The organism is Lacticaseibacillus hegangensis (assembly GCF_003946465.1).
In the GTDB taxonomy this organism is placed as follows: domain Bacteria; phylum Bacillota; class Bacilli; order Lactobacillales; family Lactobacillaceae; genus Lacticaseibacillus; species Lacticaseibacillus hegangensis.
Window position 1 is genome coordinate 18,532 of record NZ_RHOL01000028.1, and the last position, 17,697, is coordinate 36,228.

At 57.1% G+C, this 17,697-nt stretch carries 18 protein-coding genes; 13 read left to right on the plus strand and 5 right to left on the minus strand.

The annotated features are described in order from the left end of the window. The first annotated feature begins 256 nt into the window (after positions 1-256). From EKM86_RS09185 to rpsI, 7 genes are all read left to right on the plus strand, one after another. Positions 257-1,441, plus strand: a complete 1,185-nt coding sequence (locus tag EKM86_RS09185) for an MFS transporter (protein WP_125757243.1) — start codon at positions 257-259, stop codon at positions 1,439-1,441. Between the two features lie 99 nt (positions 1,442-1,540). Further along, on the plus strand, positions 1,541-2,377 hold the full coding sequence (locus EKM86_RS09190; RefSeq protein WP_125757245.1) for an energy-coupling factor ABC transporter ATP-binding protein: 837 nt from the start codon (positions 1,541-1,543) through the stop codon (positions 2,375-2,377). Beyond that, positions 2,353-3,219: an energy-coupling factor ABC transporter ATP-binding protein gene (locus EKM86_RS09195; protein ID WP_125757247.1), complete on the plus strand. Its 867-nt coding sequence runs from the start codon at positions 2,353-2,355 to the stop codon at positions 3,217-3,219. The genes EKM86_RS09190 and EKM86_RS09195 overlap by 25 nt, the downstream gene beginning before the upstream one ends. After that, a complete protein-coding gene (locus EKM86_RS09200) occupies positions 3,212-4,006 on the plus strand; it encodes an energy-coupling factor transporter transmembrane component T family protein (protein ID WP_125757249.1) in 795 nt (264 codons plus the stop codon). The genes EKM86_RS09195 and EKM86_RS09200 overlap by 8 nt, the downstream gene beginning before the upstream one ends. 42 nt (positions 4,007-4,048) lie before the next feature. Then, complete coding sequence (truA, locus tag EKM86_RS09205) at positions 4,049-4,792, plus strand: tRNA pseudouridine(38-40) synthase TruA (RefSeq protein ID WP_125757251.1); 744 nt, start codon at positions 4,049-4,051, stop codon at positions 4,790-4,792. 188 nt (positions 4,793-4,980) lie between these two features. Further along, positions 4,981-5,427, plus strand: a complete 447-nt coding sequence (gene rplM, locus EKM86_RS09210) for a 50S ribosomal protein L13 (RefSeq protein ID WP_125757253.1) — start codon at positions 4,981-4,983, stop codon at positions 5,425-5,427. A 13-nt stretch (positions 5,428-5,440) separates the two neighbouring features. After that, positions 5,441-5,833, plus strand: a complete 393-nt coding sequence (gene rpsI / locus EKM86_RS09215; protein WP_125757255.1) for a 30S ribosomal protein S9 — start codon at positions 5,441-5,443, stop codon at positions 5,831-5,833. A 124-nt stretch (positions 5,834-5,957) separates the two neighbouring features. Here the strand turns inward: rpsI and EKM86_RS09220 are convergent, their stop codons facing one another. Next, entirely contained in the window at positions 5,958-6,680 is a 723-nt protein-coding gene (locus EKM86_RS09220) for a GntR family transcriptional regulator (RefSeq protein WP_125757257.1), read from the minus strand. 130 nt (positions 6,681-6,810) lie between these two features. Between EKM86_RS09220 and EKM86_RS09225 the strand changes: the two genes are divergently transcribed. From EKM86_RS09225 to EKM86_RS09235, 3 genes are all read left to right on the plus strand, one after another. Then, positions 6,811-8,187, plus strand: a complete 1,377-nt coding sequence (locus EKM86_RS09225; protein WP_125757259.1) for a glycoside hydrolase family 1 protein — start codon at positions 6,811-6,813, stop codon at positions 8,185-8,187. A 30-nt stretch (positions 8,188-8,217) separates the two neighbouring features. Further along, entirely contained in the window at positions 8,218-9,549 is a 1,332-nt protein-coding gene (locus EKM86_RS09230) for a PTS sugar transporter subunit IIC (RefSeq protein ID WP_125757261.1), read from the plus strand. A 94-nt stretch (positions 9,550-9,643) separates the two neighbouring features. Continuing rightward, positions 9,644-10,693 carry a glycosyltransferase family 2 protein gene (locus EKM86_RS09235; RefSeq protein WP_125757263.1) on the plus strand — a complete coding sequence of 350 codons (1,050 nt, stop codon included), beginning with the start codon at positions 9,644-9,646 and terminating at the stop codon, positions 10,691-10,693. A gap of 45 nt (positions 10,694-10,738) precedes the next feature. Here the strand turns inward: EKM86_RS09235 and EKM86_RS09240 are convergent, their stop codons facing one another. Continuing rightward, a complete protein-coding gene (locus tag EKM86_RS09240) occupies positions 10,739-11,470 on the minus strand; it encodes a M57 family metalloprotease (RefSeq protein WP_164506236.1) in 732 nt (243 codons plus the stop codon). A gap of 150 nt (positions 11,471-11,620) precedes the next feature. Then, entirely contained in the window at positions 11,621-12,232 is a 612-nt protein-coding gene (locus EKM86_RS09245) for a sugar O-acetyltransferase (protein ID WP_125757267.1), read from the minus strand. Between the two features lie 306 nt (positions 12,233-12,538). On the opposite strand from EKM86_RS09245, the gene spxB reads away from it, so the two are divergent. After that, the gene (gene spxB / locus EKM86_RS09250) at positions 12,539-14,326 is read left to right on the plus strand and encodes a pyruvate oxidase (RefSeq protein ID WP_125757269.1); all 1,788 of its coding nucleotides are present in this window, start codon (positions 12,539-12,541) and stop codon (positions 14,324-14,326) included. Between the two features lie 121 nt (positions 14,327-14,447). Here spxB and EKM86_RS09255 read toward each other — a convergent pair whose 3' ends face one another. Next, complete coding sequence (locus EKM86_RS09255) at positions 14,448-15,293, minus strand: helix-turn-helix transcriptional regulator (protein WP_125757271.1); 846 nt, start codon at positions 15,291-15,293, stop codon at positions 14,448-14,450. A 64-nt stretch (positions 15,294-15,357) separates the two neighbouring features. Here EKM86_RS09255 and EKM86_RS09260 point away from each other — a divergent pair, with 64 nt between their 5' ends. Continuing rightward, entirely contained in the window at positions 15,358-16,032 is a 675-nt protein-coding gene (locus EKM86_RS09260) for a PAS domain-containing protein (protein WP_125757273.1), read from the plus strand. A gap of 1 nt (position 16,033) precedes the next feature. Continuing rightward, positions 16,034-16,948 (plus strand): FAD:protein FMN transferase, encoded by a 915-nt coding sequence (locus EKM86_RS09265; protein WP_125757275.1) that lies wholly within the window; start codon positions 16,034-16,036, stop codon positions 16,946-16,948. 60 nt (positions 16,949-17,008) lie between these two features. Here the strand turns inward: EKM86_RS09265 and EKM86_RS09270 are convergent, their stop codons facing one another. Next, positions 17,009-17,500, minus strand: a complete 492-nt coding sequence (locus EKM86_RS09270) for a GNAT family N-acetyltransferase (protein ID WP_125757277.1) — start codon at positions 17,498-17,500, stop codon at positions 17,009-17,011. Between the last annotated feature and the right edge of the window lie 197 nt (positions 17,501-17,697).

A 17,697-nucleotide genomic window follows, 5' to 3' on the forward strand; every position in this document is an offset into this window, starting at 1 on the left:
TTTGATCGATGGAGCGTTACGATGTTGGCTGCCATCTTGGTAGGGGCTTTGGCCCTGAGGCCGTCAGGCTTTGCCGAGTCTAGCTTGAGAGCATCGGGCAACCGGTGTCTCCATCTCAAATGATTTTTTTTGTGTCTTCGCTTCAACAAAGCCCCTGGCCGGTGTGGCCGGGGGCTTTGTTGCGCCAGTGAGGCGGTGCGTTTGAAATTTGCGGACAAGAACGGCAAAATAGACAACATCTAAAGGAGGCGGCGACATGGGTCACCCACAACAATGGCAATTCGGTGCGGCAGCTTACTTATTCAGCGCCAACTTGTTTGTGTTCGGCTCCTCAACGGTCGTGTTTGCCGTTCTGTGGCACATTGCGCTGGTGACGTCCTCTGGGGCCTGGATGACGTATGCGTCCCTTGCAGGGGCCTTGCCAGCCTTGCTGGTGGCCCCCTTTGCCGGTGTGTGGGCTGACCGGTGGCGGCGCAACTGGCTGATCATGGGGTCAGCCAGCGGCGTGTCGGCGGCGACATTTGCGCTGGCCTTGGTGTATCTTTCGCACAGCCGCGAGCTGTGGCTGCTGCTGGCCATTTCAGCGATTCGCTCGGTTGGCAACGGCCTGCAGACGCCGGCGGCTAATGCCTTGTTGCCGCAGCTAGTCCCTAAAGACCAAGTCACCCGGATGAACGGCCTCAACCAAATCGTTCAGTCAGCCATGCTGCTGGTCTCCCCGCTGTTGGCCGGGTACATTCTGAGCGACTTGGGCATGATCTGGATTTTCATCGTCGATGCCGGGACTGCACTGCTGGCAGTCCTGTCCCTGGCCACAATCCGGGTGGCAAAAGTGGCTGCGGCGGCGCCGGAACAACATGCCATCCTCGGCGGGCTGCGTTACGTCAAACAGGTGCCGGCGCTGACTGCGTTTCTGTTGTTCACCGTCGTCGCCTTTGTCCTAATCGCGCCTTCTTCGCAGCTGTCAACCCTTTACGTTAACCGGACCTTTGGCCACGGCGTGTGGAACCTGACGTTTAACGAGTTGGCGTGGACGGTCGGGGCGAGCCTCGGCGGGCTGTACATTGCGCTTCACCAGCACCTGCCTGACAAAATTCGGGTGATCGCGCTGGGAATGGCCGGTTCTGGACTGGCGTTTGCGGCCATGGGCCTGCGGGAGCCATTTTGGCTATACCTGTTTTTCATGTTTGTCTCGGGCATTTTCTACCCGATTCTGACTGCCGCGCAGACCATTTACATTCAGGAAACCGTGGCACCGCAGATGATGGGGCGCGTGTTTTCCCTGTGGCAGATTCTCTCAACGGGAATTTATCCCATCGCGATGCTGGGGTACGGCCCGCTGGCCGATCAGATTCCAATCAGCTGGATCTTTGTGGTCACAGGCTTCCTGCTGGTCGCCGCGGCGTGGGGCTTCAACCGGCGACTGCACCGGCTTGGGTGAGTGACTGGACTGCGGCGATGGCAGGAAAAATATGTTATCATATCATAGTTATGCAAGACGCCGAGAATCCCATGGCGCTGCGCAAAGGAGGACGGACCAATGACGGTTGCAATCGACATTCAACACTTAAATTACCGCTACCCAGATGCCGAAAAGCCGGCTTTAAAGGACGTCAGCCTGACGATTGCGCAGGGCGAGTGGGTTGCCATCATCGGCCACAATGGTTCGGGCAAGAGTACGCTAGCCAAAAACATCAACGGGCTGCTGGCACCCGGCTCCGGTCAGGTGACCGTGGCGGGGATGCCGCTGACTGAGGAAAATGTCTGGAAAATCCGCGAAAAAGTCGGGATTGTGTTCCAAAATCCTGACAATCAGTTTGTCGGGGCAACTGTCCAAGACGATGTTGCGTTTGGTCTGGAAAATCGCGCCGTCCCGCGCCCGGAAATGGTGACACGAGTTCACGACGCGCTGGCTCAGGTCAACATGCTTGAATTTGCCACGCGTGAGCCTGCCCGCCTGTCTGGGGGCCAAAAGCAGCGGGTCGCGATTGCCGGCATCATTGCGCAGCGGCCGGACATCATCATTTTGGATGAGGCGACTTCGATGCTTGATCCGGCTGGCCGCGCTGAGGTGCTGGCCCTGATCCAGGAGCTGCAGGCACAATCTAAGATGACCGTGGTGTCCATCACGCACGACGTCGACGAGGCTGCCTCGGCGGATCGGGTCATTTTGCTCAACGATGGCGAAGTGGTCGAGCAGGGAACGCCGGCCGAGATTTTCACCCATGGCGAGGAGCTTTTGCACCTAGGGCTGGACGTCCCGTACCCGGAGCGGCTGAAGGCGGCGCTGCGGCGGCGCGGCGTCGCAATGCCGGACCGTTATCTTGATCAGGAAGGGCTGGTGAAGTACCTGTGGACATTACATTCGACCATGTGAGCTTCACCTACCAGGCGGGGACGCCGTTTGCCGGCGACGGCCTGAAAGACATTACGACTACGATCAGGGATGGCAGTTACACCGCCATCATCGGCCACACCGGCTCGGGCAAAAGCACGCTGCTCCAGCACCTCAACGCGCTGCTCAAGCCGACCGCCGGCACCGTCACCATCGGCGATCGCGTGATCACGAGTGAAACCAACAATAAGAATTTGAAGCCGATTCGCCAGCAGGTGGGGATGGTGTTTCAGTTTGCCGAAAATCAACTGTTTGAACAAACAGTGGCCAAGGACATCGCTTTTGGGCCCGAAAATTTTGGGGTGCCAAGTGCCGAAGCCGAAAAGCAGGCGGCTGCCATGGTCGACCTGGTCGGCTTACCGCAAGCCGTGCTTGAACAGTCGCCGTTTGATTTGTCCGGCGGCCAGATGCGCCGCGTGGCCATCGCGGGCGTGCTGGCGATGAAGCCGACGGTGCTGGTCCTTGACGAGCCGACCGCCGGCCTTGATCCGGCTGGCCGCAATGACATGATGAAGATGTTTCAAAGGCTGCATGAAAAGCAAGGCATGACCATTGTGCTGGTCACGCACCAAATGGATGACGTGGCCGATTACGCCGATCATGTGCTCGTGATGGATGAGGGCCACTTGATCAAGGAAGGCACACCGCGGGAGATTTTTCAAAGTGAGCAGTGGCTGGCGGATCATCAGCTCGGACTGCCCAAGACGGCGGCCATGGCCCGTGATTTGACCAAGCAGGGGTTCCATTTTGACCCACTGCCCCTGACTACTGACGAGCTGGCCGACCAGTTGGCCAAGCAGATTGGAGGCGGCGCGCATGACTAAACTCTTGCTTGGCCGCTATCTGCCTGGCGACTCCTGGGTCCACAAGTTGGATCCCCGCACGAAACTGATGGCCAGTTTTTACTACATCGGGATCATATTTCTCGCCAACAACTGGCAGACTTACCTGCTGATGTTTGTCGCGACCATGGTGATGGTTGCGGCCTCCAAGATCAAGCTCGGGTTTTTCCTGCGCGGCGTGCGGCCGATGATTTGGCTGATTCTGTTCACCGTGATGCTGCAGGTGTTCTTCACTAAAGGCGGGACCACGTACTGGTCCTGGGGCTGGCTGGCCATCACGCAGTATGGGCTGACCAACGGGGCGTTCATCTTCATGCGCTTCGTCTTGATCATTTTCGTCTCCACGCTGCTCACACTGACCACGCAGCCGCTGTCCTTGGCGGACGCGGTCGAATCGCTGCTCAAACCGCTGCGGGTGCTGCACGTGCCGGTCACCGAACTGGCGCTGGTGCTGCAGATCGCGTTGCGGTTCGTCCCGACGCTGATGGATCAAACGACGAAGATTATGAACGCGCAGCGCGCCCGCGGGGTCGATTTTGGCACCGGCAATCTGTTTCAGCAGATGAAGGCCGTGGTGCCGCTGCTGATTCCGCTGTTCGTTGACAGCTTCGGCATTGCCGAGGACCTGGCGACGGCGATGGACGCCCGCGGGTATCAAGGCGGGGACGGCCGCACCAAGTTTCGCGTGCTGCAGTACCATCAGAAGGACATTTTTGCCGGGCTGGTGATGGTCGTTTTGACCGTCAGCCTGGTCTTCATGAGAGCATAGAACGTTGCCTCGCCGCGGTGCGAGGCTTTTTAGGAGAATATCGTGACCCACTTCAAACTGACGTTAGCCTATGACGGCACCAATTTTGCCGGGTATCAAATTCAGCCGCACCAGCGCACGGTCCAAGGCGTGTTGCAGAAAGCTCTGGGCAAGATGGCCAAGGTCGATTCAATTCACATTGACGGCTCCGGGCGCACCGATTCTGGGGTGCACGCTTTGGGCCAGGTGGTGTCGTTTGACTACCCGGGGGAGATTCCGGCGCGGGCCATGCGGCTTGCGATGAACTCGCTGATGCCGCTAGACATTGAGATCCTGGACGCGGAAATTGTGCCGGCTGATTTTCATGCGCGCTATTCAGCCAAGGGCAAACGGTACCTGTACCGCGTGGCGCGCGGCCGCTTCACCGACCCGTTCAAGCGGCTGTATACGGGGCACTACCCGTATGGCCTTGACGTCGACCGGATCCGCACGGCGCTGAAGGACGTCGTCGGCACCCATGACTTTACCAGCTTTGCGGCTAGCGGCGGGGTGATCGAGGATAAAGTGCGGACGATTTACGAGGCCACGGTGCAAGACGACCAGCCGAACAACGAGTTGGTATTTGAGTTTTACGGCAACGGCTTTTTGTACAACATGGTGCGCATCATTGTGGCGACGCTGCTGGAAATCGGCAACGGCCGCCGCGACGTGCATGATTTTCTGCGGTTGTACGAGGTCAAAGACCGCCAGCAGGCGCGCGGCACGGCACCCGCCTCGGGGCTGTACCTGAAAGAAGTCTATTACTAGCGCTTTTGGGGTGGACGAAAGCTTTGCGATGCCGTACACTTAAGCGCATGTTTCGGTTATTGCAGGGGAGTTACCGTTGACTTTATCGCGGATTTTTGATAAGGTAGTCGCTGGTATTGTTTGCCCCACAATAAGCCCCGGAAACTTATAAGGTGTCAAACAGCACAGAATATTGGAGGAAACAAATCGTGCGTACAACATATTTGGCTAAGCCAGGTGAGATCGAACGCAAGTGGGTCGTTATCGACGCCACTGATATCAGCCTTGGCCGTTTGGCTTCAACCGTTGCAACTATCTTGCGCGGCAAGAACAAGCCGACCTACACCCCGAACGTTGACGTTGGTGACAACGTGATCGTGATCAATGCAGCTAAGCTTAAGCTGACTGGGCGCAAGGCGAGCGACAAGATCTACTACCATCACTCACAGCATCCAGGTGGCTTGAAGCATGAAGTCGCTGGTGATCTCCTTAAGAACGACCCGGCTCGTCTGGTCGAATACGCGGTCAAGAAGATGCTGCCAACCAAGAATACTCTTGGCCACCAGCAATTCCTGAAGCTTCACGTTTATGCTGGGGAAGAACACCCTCACGAAGCGCAGAAGCCTGAAGTACTCGACATCAAGAACCTAATTTAAGGAGGACACAACTGTGGCAGAAGTAGCATACAGCGGCACAGGTCGCCGCAAGAATTCCGTTGCCCGGGTCCGCTTGGTTCCTGGCACCGGTAAAATCACGATGAACGGCAAAGACGTTCACGATTACCTTCCGTATGAAAACCTGATCCTCGACTTGACTCAGCCGTTCGGTATTACCGAAACGACCGGTTCATACGATGTTCTGGTTAACGTTAACGGCGGCGGGTTCACCGGCCAGGCCGGCGCAACTCGTCACGGCATCGCTCGCGCACTTTTGACTGTCGACCCGGATTTCCGTGGCCCACTCAAGCGTGCTGGCATGCTCACCCGTGACCCACGGATGAAGGAACGTAAGAAGTACGGTTTGAAGAAAGCCCGCAAGGCGAGCCAGTTCTCAAAGCGTTAATCTTTCGGTCATCACACACGAATACAACGAAGCGACTCTCATCAGAGAGCCGCTTTTTGTATTTATACGCTAAAAATGGTGAGCTAGGACATTTGCCCAATTCTCTGAACTCGCAGGCTTATTGTCAGAGCATTGGCCGCTCCGGGTGGTACACCACAATTGACCCCTTGTCATACCGGTTGCGGGTGAATGAATACTCGAACGGGGTGCCATCCGCCAACGAGACAATCTGCTCGACTTCCAGCATTGGGGTGTCAGAGACGGCGTCGAGGTAGCGCCGGTCGTAAGCATTGGGCTGCGCGGCGCGGATAATGCGGTAGGCGGCCCCGATGGTTTCGCCGAGTTCCTCATGCATGTAGTGGTAAATCGAGTGGTGCAGCACGCCTTTGTTCAGTCCTGGCACTACCTTGACTGGCATGATGGAATGCTCGATCTTCCAAGGCGTGCCGTCCACGATGCGCAGGCGCACAAAATCGTACACTGCGTCTGCAATGGCCAGGTTCAGATTTTCCTGCTCCTTGGCGTCGGGGAGGCGGACATCATAGTCGATGACCTCACTAGTCACGGTGTGGCCGCGCATCAACTCGGTGGTGCCGACGTACTGGTCCACTGTGGCGTCAAATTTGGATAACAGGTTGATGTTTTGCTTCACGTACGTCCCGGAGCCCTGTTTGCTGTAGATCAAGCCTTCGTTGATCAGCAGGTCCAGGGCTTTTTGAATGGTCACGCGACTGGTTTTGAACATTTTAGCCAGTGACACCTGATCTGGCAGTGGGGCGTCGCTAGTGTACTCGCCGCGCATGATTTGGGCTTTTAATTGCTTACCGATCTCAATATATTTTGCCATTTGTCTACCCTCCAAAAAAGCGCTGTCATCGAGACTATAACACCTTTCTGAAAATTTGGATAGTCAACTGTGCTAATTCATCTTTGCCAAAGGTGCCAAAGGCAGTTATATTGCACGGTGGAGGTAGGACATGACAACACTAAGCAAAGATTTCCTGTGGGGCAATTCGACCTCAAGCATGCAAACTGAAGGCGCTTGGAACGCGGATGGCAAGGGGCCATCCGTTTATGACATCAAAAAGGCGGGTCCCGACAGCTCGGATTGGAAAGATGCCATCGACGAGTACCACCGCTACCCGGAAGACGTTGACTGGATGGCCAAGATGAACATGAACTGCTACCGGTTCCAGATTTCTTGGAGCCGGGTCTGCCCGGAAGGCGACGGGCCGTTCAACGAGGCGGGGATCGCGTTTTACGACCGGCTGATCGACGAGCTGCTCGCGCACAACATCCAGCCGATGATCTGCTTGTACCACTTCGACATGCCGCTGAGTCTGGCAAAACGCTACAACGGGTTTGTTTCCCGCGAAGTGGTCGACGCGTTCGTCCGCTACGGCGAGGAAATGGTCAAACGCTTTGCCGGCAAGGTCAAGTACTGGATCACGTTCAACGAGCACAACTGCTTTACGTATGATCCAGGCCTGGACAGCGGCGGCAACCTCACCGCGCCGCGCGACATCCGCACGCTGTACGCGATGAGCCACCACACCTTGCTGGCGCACGCGCGCATCACGTCCTTCATCCGGAAGAATTACCCGGATTTGAAGCTCGGCGGCATGCTGGCGTACGCAGAGGTGTATCCGAGCACCTCGGATCCCGAGGATGTTGAAGCGACGCGGCGGATCGATGAGTTTGTGAACAACAACTACCTGGATGTGTTCACGAGCGGCCATTACTCGCCGGAGGTCTTGCACTTCATGAGGGCAAACGGGCTGATGGATTTGATCCAGCCCGGCGACCTCGAGACGCTGGCTCAGACGACTAGCGATTTCATCGCGTTCAGCTACTATGCCTCCTCTGCTATCGACCACACGAAGATCGACCCAAGTTCGGCGGTCAACTGGTGGTTCACGCAAGGCACGGTGCCCAACCCGCACCTGAAGGCTAGCGAGTGGGGCTGGCAGATTGATCCGACCGGGTTCAAAAACGTGCTGGCCAAAATCTGGACCCGTACCGGCCTGCCGGTGTTTCCCATTGAAAACGGTCTGGGGGTGCGCGAGCACTGGGATGGCAAGCACCCGATCGATGACGATTACCGCATCCAGTATCACCGCGCGCACATTCAGGCGCTCAAGGACGCGGTGAGCGATTACGGGGTGAAGGTCTTGGGTTACTTAGGCTGGGGCTTGATCGATATCCCCAGCTCGAAAGGAGATGTCGCCAAGCGGTACGGTGCGGTTTACGTGAACCGCACGAATCACGAGCTCCTAGATCTGCGCCGCGTACCGAAGCGCAGTTTTGCTTGGTTCCAGAAGGCTTATGGTTCCAACGGTGAGGATTTGGATTAAGTCATTTAGTGAAAGATTGGAGGAAAGAACATGGAAGCATCTAAGAGTCACAAGTTCTTAGATAAGTTTTCTGAGGTTGCCGGGCGCATTGGTAACCAGGTCCACCTCAGATCATTACGCGATGCCTTCGCCACAATCATGCCCTTATTCATTTTGGCGGGCCTTGGCACTTTAATTAACAACGTCGTCTTCCCGTGGATCGCCACTGGGAAGACGCTGGCAAATCTGCAGACTTGGGGCACGCTGATTGCCAACGGGACGTTGAACATCGCCGGCTTGATGCTGGCGCCGGTCGTCGGCTTCATCCTGGCGCGGAATAAGGGGTATCGCAACCCGCTGACCGCGGCCGTCATTTCGCTGGCCAGTCTGGTCATCATGATGCCGATCACGACGCAGATGACGCCGGTCGGCAAGACCGCCGCAGTTAACGTCACGGGTGGTTTGAGCTTTGCTAACCTGGGGACCACCGGCATGTTTGCCGGCATCATCATTGGGCTACTTGCCACCGAGCTCTTCATTCGTCTGAGCAATATCAAGCGCCTGCAGATCCATCTGGGCGACCAGATCCCGCCGGCCGTGGGGGATTCATTCAACTCCCTGATCCCGGCTTTGATCACGCTCAGCTGTTTTGCCCTGATTGGGGCGCTGCTCATCGTGCTTTGGAACAGCAACCTGATTGCGCTGATCACGATGATTATCCAAGAGCCGCTGCGCCGGCTGAACACCAGCCTGCCAGGCATGCTGATCATTTACTCCTGTGGGAACTTCCTGTACACCTTGGGGATTCACCAAGCCGTTATTAACGGGACCCTACTTGATCCCGTCCTGCTGGTTAACATGGCGAAAAACACCGCGGCCTACGCGGCGCACAAGCCGATTCCTTACATCATGAGCAACACCTTCAGGGATACTTTTGGCATGATGGGCGGCACCGGGTCGACCATTGCGCTGCTGATTGCGGTCTTCCTGTTCTCAAAGGTCAAGGCGAACCGCGATGTCGCGGCCCTGTCCGTTGTCCCAGGGCTGTTCAACATCAACGAGCCGGTCATCTTCGGTTTCCCGATCGTGTTTAACATTCCAATGATGATTCCGTTCGTGTTGAACCCGGTTATCGGCATCCTGATTGCCTACGCGGTCACGGCCATCGGCTGGATGAACCGCGTCGTGGTCATGGTGCCGTGGACCACACCGCCGCTGATTTCAGGGTTCCTGGCCACGGCTGGGGACTGGCGAGCGGTGATTGTCCAAATTGTTATTTTGGTGATCAACATTGCCGTTTATGTGCCGTTCCTGAAGGTCAGTGAGAAAGTCACGGCCAAGCAGGCGGAGCAGGCGAAAGCGGCGCAGAACGCGCAGGCTTAACTGCCTCGTCATCAGACACCGCTCGCCCAGCAGTGCGTTACTGCCAGGCGGGCGGTTTTTGTGTGATATGGTAAAATACAGCCGGAGGTAGCTTATGGCCCAACCCTTGATTTCGGTAATTATGCCCGTGTATAACGCAGAAAAGTACTTGGCCGCCGCGCTGGATAGCCTGCTGGCTCAGGACTATCAAAATTTTGAGGCGCTGCTGATCGACGACGGCGCTGTGGACACCAGTCCAGTCATCTTGGCCGAATACGCCCGGCGCGATTCGCGCATTCGTGTGACCCGCGTGGCAAACGGCGGGCAGGCGCAGGCGCGCACGGTCGGCCTGGCGCAGGCGCGGGGCCAGTTCATCACGTTCATGGACAGTGATGACTTAGCGCTGCCCACTTGGCTGTCCGGCATGGCTCATGCGATTGGGGCGGCCGATGTGGCCCAGGTTAACTACTACACCTACCTGGGCGCGACCAAGTCGAAGTTTACCAAACCGTTTGCGGCCAAAGCATACACTGTGCGCGGGGATGACTGCTACCGCCTGTGGCTGGAAGACAAGGATTTGCGCGGCTATCTATGGAATAAGCTGTTTCGGGCGAATCTGTTCACGCCGGCGCTGCCGGTGGCCGATTTTAATCTGATGGAAGACGCATACCTGATCGGTCAGCTGCTGCCGCGCATCACGCAGATCAACCTGGTCGATGAGCCGCTGTACTGCTACCGGCTGCACCCGGCCAGCACGGTGCACGACAAGTTCCATCAAAGCGATCTGATCGCGATTCACCAGTTGGGGGCGCTGTATCTTCAGGTGGCAGAGGCCAAGCCGGCTCTGTCGCCGGTGGCAGTGCGTAAGTATGCGGCGCTGAGTTTGTTTGTGCTCAGTAAAATGAATCCGGCCGAGCTGGTTCAAAACTGGGGTTATGTCCAGCAGTTGGGCAGCGTGTTGAGTGATTACTCGCGCGTGTTTGCTAAAGAAGTGGACGCCAAGGAGGCAAAGCGGCTGACTGCTACCAAGCCGGTCAAGCTGACCGGCAGTCTGCACGGGCGGCTGGCGGCGTGGTCTGAACTGATCGGCCTGCCGAGCACCCGCGAGGCAGATGGCGAAGTCCTGGGCGACTTCGCCCCAGATGACGCGCCGCGCAACGATTGAATCACAAGGACGCGAAAAAGGCGACTGCCGAGTAGCAGCCGCCTTTTACTTGCGCGCGTAAATCAGCTTGAGGGTGGCTAGGTCACCAGCTGACAGCGTTATTCGGCCTTGGTCCATTGGGTACATGACCGAGGTCAGGCTGTTGCTGTGGGCCAACCCCAGCGCGTGGCCGATTTCATGCAGCGCGACGGATTCCTTGACCGAAAGCTGGTAGGCGGTGTTGAATGCTGCCTTGGCATGGTTGACGCCGTGGTGGGTCAGCCGGCTGTAGACGACCGCCGGGCCGCCTTCACCCAGTTCGATTGTGCTGCTGGAATCAGGTGTCGGCTTGGCGTACGTGCCAAACGTGATGTGATTGGCAAAAACGGTGCTGATCCCAGGCTTCAGGGTGACGATGCCCGTTTGGTTGTACACGGCGATCGCGGCTTCGAAGGTAGTACGCACTCGAGTCGGGGTGCCGGCTTCGAAGCTGTAGGTGTACGTGGGGGCCAGCGTGATGTTTTTGATCGCGTCTTCAACCGGCGTTTCAGTCGTGCTGGCGGCTGTGGGCTTGGTGGTGAGCGCCTTTTCCGCAGCGGGCTTAACGGCGCACAGGCCGAGCTTCTGCGCCGCTGTATCGGTGAGGTGCAAGGCGGCATCCGCCGTCCACACAACGGCATCGTGCAGCGTTGCCTGAGCGGTGACTTGGGTCGCGGCGGGAAGCGGACTGTCCTGACTGTACAGGCCGAAACCGGCCAAGGCGATGACGAGCAGGCTGATCAATCGTTTATGGCGCATGGCGCTACCCTCCTTTATCAGGGCTTTAGCATAGCAGAAAACGGCCATCTTGCGTGCCGCCGCGGTGAAAATTTAAGATTGGTATCGCTGTCAGGACAAGTTGTCAGTGATTGAAAAGGTGCCTCATGCCAGGCTGGCATGAAGCACCTTTTAGGCGCGTCCAGGGTCAATTTTTCGCTGCTTGAAGTAATACTCGCGGTCGTGCTCACTGATCGGGCGGGCGACTTTGCAGGGGTCGCCGTAAGCAATGACGTTGGCCGGCAGGTCATGCGTGACGATGCTGCCCGCGCCGACGACTGTGTTGGCGCCAATCGTCACCCCTGGCAGCACGGTGACGCCCGCACCAAGCCAGCAGTTTTTCCCGATGTGGACTGGGGCACTGTACTGATAGCCGTGCTGGCGCAGCGGCGGGTCAATCGGATGGCCGGTGGTGGCGATGGTGACGTTTGGCCCGAACATGGTGTGGGCCCCGACAAAAATGTGGGTGTCGTCAACTAGCGTCAGATTGAAGTTGGCGTACACGCCGTCGCCAAAGTGAACGAAGCGGCCGCCCCAGTTGGCGTGAAGGGGTGGCTCTACGTAACAGTCCTTGCCCAGCGCCGCAAACATTTGCGCGAGCAGCTGCTGGCGGCGTGCGGTTTCGTGCGGCCGGGTCTGGTTGAAGTCGTATAACAACTCAAGGGCCTGCTGTTGCTGGTACACTAGATCTGGGTCGTTAGTCAAGTACAGCGACCCACCATGCAGTTCTGGATGATCAGTCATCGAAAGGGGGCTCCTTTTTCTCAGTCTAGGGGATGGTTTAGGCCTATTGTACGCCTCTTATCGCAGCGCGGGCGTCCGACCCAGACCACTGAATAGGTCCTTGTGATACAGTTCACTATTTTTAAATATTACAGATGGTGCAAAATAAGCGACTAATCAAGATAGAATTGGGTATGGCCAACTCGAAGAAAAGGGTTACAATAAAGTTGTGAAACGCTTACAGAAGCGGAGGCGTGATTGCTCCGACTTTTGAACGACGGTACAGATTGTAGAAATTAGGAATACAGACAAAGTGGAGGGATTCAAATGGTTCAAACCATTAGCGGTTCAGATGCAGTCCTCAAGGTTATCGAGTCTTGGGGCGTTGATCACGTTTACGGTTATCCTGGTGGTTCGTACGATTCCGGCATGAACGCCCTGTATAACCAGAAGGACAAGATCAAGTTTATTCAGGTGCGCCACGAGGAAGCTGGTGCTTTGGCGGCGTCGGCTGACGCCAAGTATTCTGGCAAGATCGGCGTTTGCTTCGGCTCCGCCGGCCCTGGTGCCATCCACCTGTTGAACGGCTTGTACGATGCTAAGATCGACCGGGTGCCGGTTTTGGCCATCGTTGCCCAGGTACCGTCCACCAACATGAATATCGACTACTTCCAGGCGATGAACGAAGAGCCAGCCTTCACTGACGTGGCGGTGTTCAACCGCACCGTCATGACGGCTAAGAGCCTGCCAAAGGTGATCGATGAAGCCATCCAACAAGCTTACGAAAAGCGCGGTGTGGCTGTGGTCACCATTCCTAAGGACTTCGGCTGGGCACAGATTCCGGATACGTATGTGTCCAATGCAAACACGCAGATCGCCCCTTACGCAATCACCCCGGACCCGGTCAAGATCGACCAGGCGGTCAAGATGATTCAGGCCGCCAAAGGGCCGGTGATTTACTTTGGGATGGGCGCCAAGAATGCTCGCAAGCAGTTGATGAAGGTGTCTGAGAAGTTCAAGATGCCGCTGATTTCATCTGTGCTGGCCAAAGGCGTCCTGGATGAAGATTACCCGGCTTACATGGGGTCGACTGGCCGGGTCGCGCCAAAGCCTGGCGTCGAGGCCGCAATGGCCGCCGACCTGATCTTGTGGGTCGGCAATGATGTGCCGTTTGCCAGCATGTTGTTCTCGCCAAAAGCCAAGGTCATTCAGATTGATATCGAAAGCACGAAGCTGGGCAAGCGGCACCATGATGACATCGCGATCCTGGCCGACGCGAAGGAAGCCCTCAAGGCGCTTTACAAGGCCGGCAAAGAGCGCGCTAACACGCCGCTTTACGATGCCTGCATCGCCAACAAGAAGAACTGGACCGACTGGCAGGATTCCTTCAAGGATTCGACCGAAAGTCCAGTTCGCCCAGAACCGATTTTTGACGTGCTGAACAAAGAAGCCTCTGATCAGGCGGTCTTTGCGGTTGACGTCGGCAACACCAACATCAACTTTGAGCGGCTGATCGACATCAAGCACACGCAGAAGTGGAGCACCTCAGGTAAGTACGCGACCATGGGCTGGGGGCTGCCAGCGGCGATTTCCGCTAAGATCCTTTACCCGGAGCGCGATGTTTACGCCCTTTGCGGTGACGGTGCGTTTGCCATGATGATCGAAGAGGTACTGACACAGTACAAGTACAAGTTGCACGTCATCAACATCGTCTTTTCAAACGAGACACTGGGCTTCATCGAAGCTGAGCAACGCGACGACAGTCACCAGCCGCTTTCCGGCGTTGATCTGCCGGATACCGACTGGGCCAAGGTCGCAGAAGGTATGGGTGCTAAGGGCTACACGGTGCGCACCAAGGCGGAGTTCCAGGCGGCGATTGAAGACGCGAAGAACACGGACCTGCCTGTTGTGATCGACGTCAAGTTTACCCACAAGATGCCATTCACCACGCAGCACATGTACCTAGATCCGGCTTATCAGGATCAGAAGAAGATTGCCGAGTTCGTCGAACAGTACGACGCGCAGGCACTGCGGCCGCTGCGTGACTTCTTGAAGGAAGCCAAGGCGGCGCAGGCGAGCAAGCAGGCGAAAAAGGACGCAAAAAGCGCCAAGTAAGCTTGCCGGCCGTCTGGCGCCAACGCACGGATTGCTTGGGCGTTGGCTGCGGGCGCTGAACCCGCTGACCAAGCACTTCGCGGTGAAGCCAAGCAAAAAGCCCCGCCAAGCGAGGCTTTGATCACGGCTTGAACGCTCGGCGATAGGCCGTTGGCGACTGGCCGAAGAAGGCTTTAAAGTGCCGGTCGAAGTTGGCCGGGTTCTTATAGCCGACTGCCAGCGCGATGTCCGCAATGCTTTGGGTCGTCAGCTCCAAGAGCTTTTTGGCCTGATTCATGCGGATAAAGCGGAGCTCTTCAGTGAATGACTTGGCATACAGCTGACGGGCCAGCCTGGAAAAGTAGTTGGGTTCGTAACCGAAGTGCGCGGCCGTGCTGGCCAGGGTGACCTTGGCCAAGTTAGTGGTCATATAGTTTAAAATGACCGCCGCCTGCCGGGTTTTCGGGGCATGGCGCAATGCCTCTTCCGGGAAAGCCGATTCGATGATCATCATCGCGTTGAAATTGCCTCGGGAGAGTTCGGTCAGCAGCAGATGACACAGCGTGCTTTTCTCGTAGCTCAGGACCGCGTCTTGCGGCTGCACTGCCTCAAGCCGCGCCAGTTGGTCGCAGTAGGCGTCGCACAGCGCGTGGTTGATGCGCCGAAAAACAATGTGTGCGTCCTCAGTGGTCGCCAGCATCGAGGCAATCAGCTCGTTGGGCCCGAAGTCCGAATCCTTTGCTAAGGCGATTTGAAACACCCGCACGGCTAAAGCGGCTGGGGCGACTGGCAACAAGTCAGCCCCTTGACTGGCCCGGAGCAGCACAATGTCGCCCTCGCGCAGGTCAAGGGTCCGCGCAGTCAGTTTCAGCGCGCAGGCGCTTTGGCACTGCAGGATCGCAAACGGGATTCGCGTGGTCGCACTGACCGGCGTTGTTCGAATCAGCGTCAAATGTTGGGGCTCAGACCCCTGAAAAGTTTCTAACATGGCGTCCCTCCACCACTCAGAATAATGGAGTGCCGCAGAAGACGCAACTAAGGAGAAGATATCAATGGCAAAACCAGAATATGACGGTGCCTACATTAACATGGAAACAGGGCGACTGTCCCTGCTTGAGGTGCAACAGATTTTTAGCACCATTCCGTTTGAAATCGATCTGATCGATCACGACGATCACTTCAGCTGGTATTCAAACAAGCCGAACCGAGAGCACGTTCGTCACACGACGGAACTTGGCGAAAACGTGCAGGACTGCCATCCCGCTAAAGTGTGGCCGATCGTCAAAGGCATTATCGACAGCTTCAAGGACGGTTCTCGCGATTCCGTCGCCCGGCCGCTGGTCATGCACGGCCACCGCGTGCTGATCCGCTACTACGCTCTGCGTGATGAGGATGGCAACTACCTGGGGACAATCGAGTTCACGGGCAGTGTTGAGTCGATTTTGCAGACCTACGAAAAGGGCGGCTGGTCCGATGCGTCGACTGGCGCTTCCAAGGCTGACGGGACCACCGGCCAAGACGCTGACGCTTCAACTGGCGCGTCCGAAGACACCCCGACCGCTGCCGACGCGTCAACTGGCGCCTCCGAAGAAACCGCAACACCGGATGCGTCGACTGGCGCCTCTGAAGAAACCGAAACACCGAAGGCTGATGCCTCGACTGGGGCTTCGGCAACCGGCCCTGTCGGCACAGATCCAAAGGCCGGCCCGTTCGATTACGACCTGTAACATGGACAAGCGAGTAAAAACGCTGCACGCCTTGGGGACACGCATCAATCTCACGGTTTTCGGTGAGGGGGATGATGCCCCCTTGCGCGCTGCGGCAACGTTAATCCAGCAGGAAGAGGACCGGTTGACTGTCAACCGGCCGGTTTCAGAAGTCATGGCGGTCAATCACGCCGCCGGCAGTCAGGCGGTGCCTGTCTCATCGGGGACGTATACCATGATTGCCCAAGCCGTGGCCGCCAGTCGCGAGAATTTTGGCTTCAACGCTTTGATTGGCCCGCTGGTCAAGCTGTGGAAAATCGGTTTTCCAGGCGCCAATGTGCCAGCCGAAGCCGATATTAAGGCACGGCTGAAGCTGATCGATCCCGCCGCAGTCACGCTTTCGCCGGCTGATCACACAGTGGCGCTTAAGCAGCCGGGGATGGAGTTGGACCTCGGCGGCATCGCTAAGGGCTATATCGCCGATCAGATCAAAACGCTGTGGCAGGCGTATGGGGTTTCAGCCGGCATCATTGACCTCGGCGGTAATCTGCTGACGGTGGGCGGCTCGCCGAGGCGGGCTGATGGCCGCTGGGTGATCGGGGTGCAGGATCCCGCCAAACGCCGCAACGTCGACCTTGGGGTCACGGTAGTGCCGGCATGTTCGGCGGTGACGTCAGGCATTTACGAGCGCTTTTTGATCAAGGACGGCAAGCAGTATCATCATCTGCTCGATCCACGGACTGGCCACCCGCTGCAAACGCAATTGGCAGGAGTGACGGTGTTCACCAGCACCTCGCTGCAAGGCGAGGTCGAAGCCAAGCGCTTGTTCTTCCACGGCGGCGTGCCGAGCGGTTGGTTGGATGACCCGGCTCACCTTGGGGCAGTGTTTGCCTTCCAGGATGGCCACCACGAGTCGTTTGGGGTAACGCTTGCCTGAACGTAAGGTGCGGAAATTAAAAATCAGGTCAGCTGCAGATGAAGCAGCTGGCCTGATTTTTTATTGTTTCAACATGTCAACGTGGGGGATGCCGTCTTCCAGGTAGACGTCAGAGGTGGCGGCAAAGCCGAATTCGGCGTAAAAACCGCGCAAATAGTTTTGCGCCTGAATCTTGATGGGCTTGCCCGAAGCGCGCCGGCTGATTTCTGCCAGTGTTGCTTGCAGCAGCTGGCGGGCCAATCCGCGGCCGCGCGCCGCTTTCACCACCAGCACCCGGCCAAAGCTGATCGCATTCGGATCGGCGCTTTCGACAATGCGCGCGTAAGCCACCAGTTGGCCGTTTTCGCGGAGCATAACGTGCACCGCCTGGCGGTCCTTGTCATCGACTTCCTGGTACGCGCAAGCCTGTTCGACGACGAAGACGCGGACGCGGGCCGCCAGAATTTCCAGCAGTTCGGCCGGCAGCAGCTCGCCTGTTGGTTTGATTTCGGTCGTCAGCAAGGCTATCCCCTCCTTTTGATGCGGCAAATGGGTTCCTGAGCATCCTAGCATACCAATGCCCGCGGGACAACAGCGTGAGGCTTAGCTCAAAAGGCCCGCACTTTGTTGAATAAGTTATGTCAATCGTTTTTCGACTTTGTCGCGAAAATAAGTGATTATCTGCTCGGTTGATAAGCCATTTGGTTGGCTTCGTAACGGTTCATTCCTAATGACATAAGATAGTCTCGATAGTTCATCAAACGCCATGG